The organism is Streptomyces phytophilus (genome assembly GCF_013870535.1).
GTDB lineage: Bacteria > Actinomycetota > Actinomycetes > Streptomycetales > Streptomycetaceae > Streptomyces > Streptomyces phytophilus.
This window is the reverse complement of the sequence record NZ_JACBXC010001771.1, coordinates 1-215: the sequence shown is the minus strand read 5'-3', so window position 1 is coordinate 215 and position 215 is coordinate 1. Positions and strand designations below refer to the sequence as shown.

General features: G+C 67.0%; 1 protein-coding gene. It reads right to left on the bottom strand.

Annotation, left to right across the window (positions count from 1 at the left end; genetic code table 11):
- On the bottom strand, positions 1 to 215 hold a 215-nt coding region (locus H5J30_RS35835), incomplete at both ends, for an RHS repeat-associated core domain-containing protein (protein WP_181791949.1).

Genomic DNA, 215 nt, shown 5'->3' with positions numbered 1-215 from the left:
GGGTTGTTGTTGGCGTAGGCGTATCCCTGCCACTGCTGGGGGTCGGTGAGATCCATCAGTGGGTCGACGGAGATGAATCTGCCGGTTGTCGGGTCGTATTCGCGTGCGCCGAGGTGGGTCAGGCCGGTGGTGGTGTCGTTGGTGCCGCCGACGAAGCCCTTGCTGCCGGGCCAGTCGGCGGGTTCCTGGCCGCGGGGGTTGCCGAAGGGCAGTTC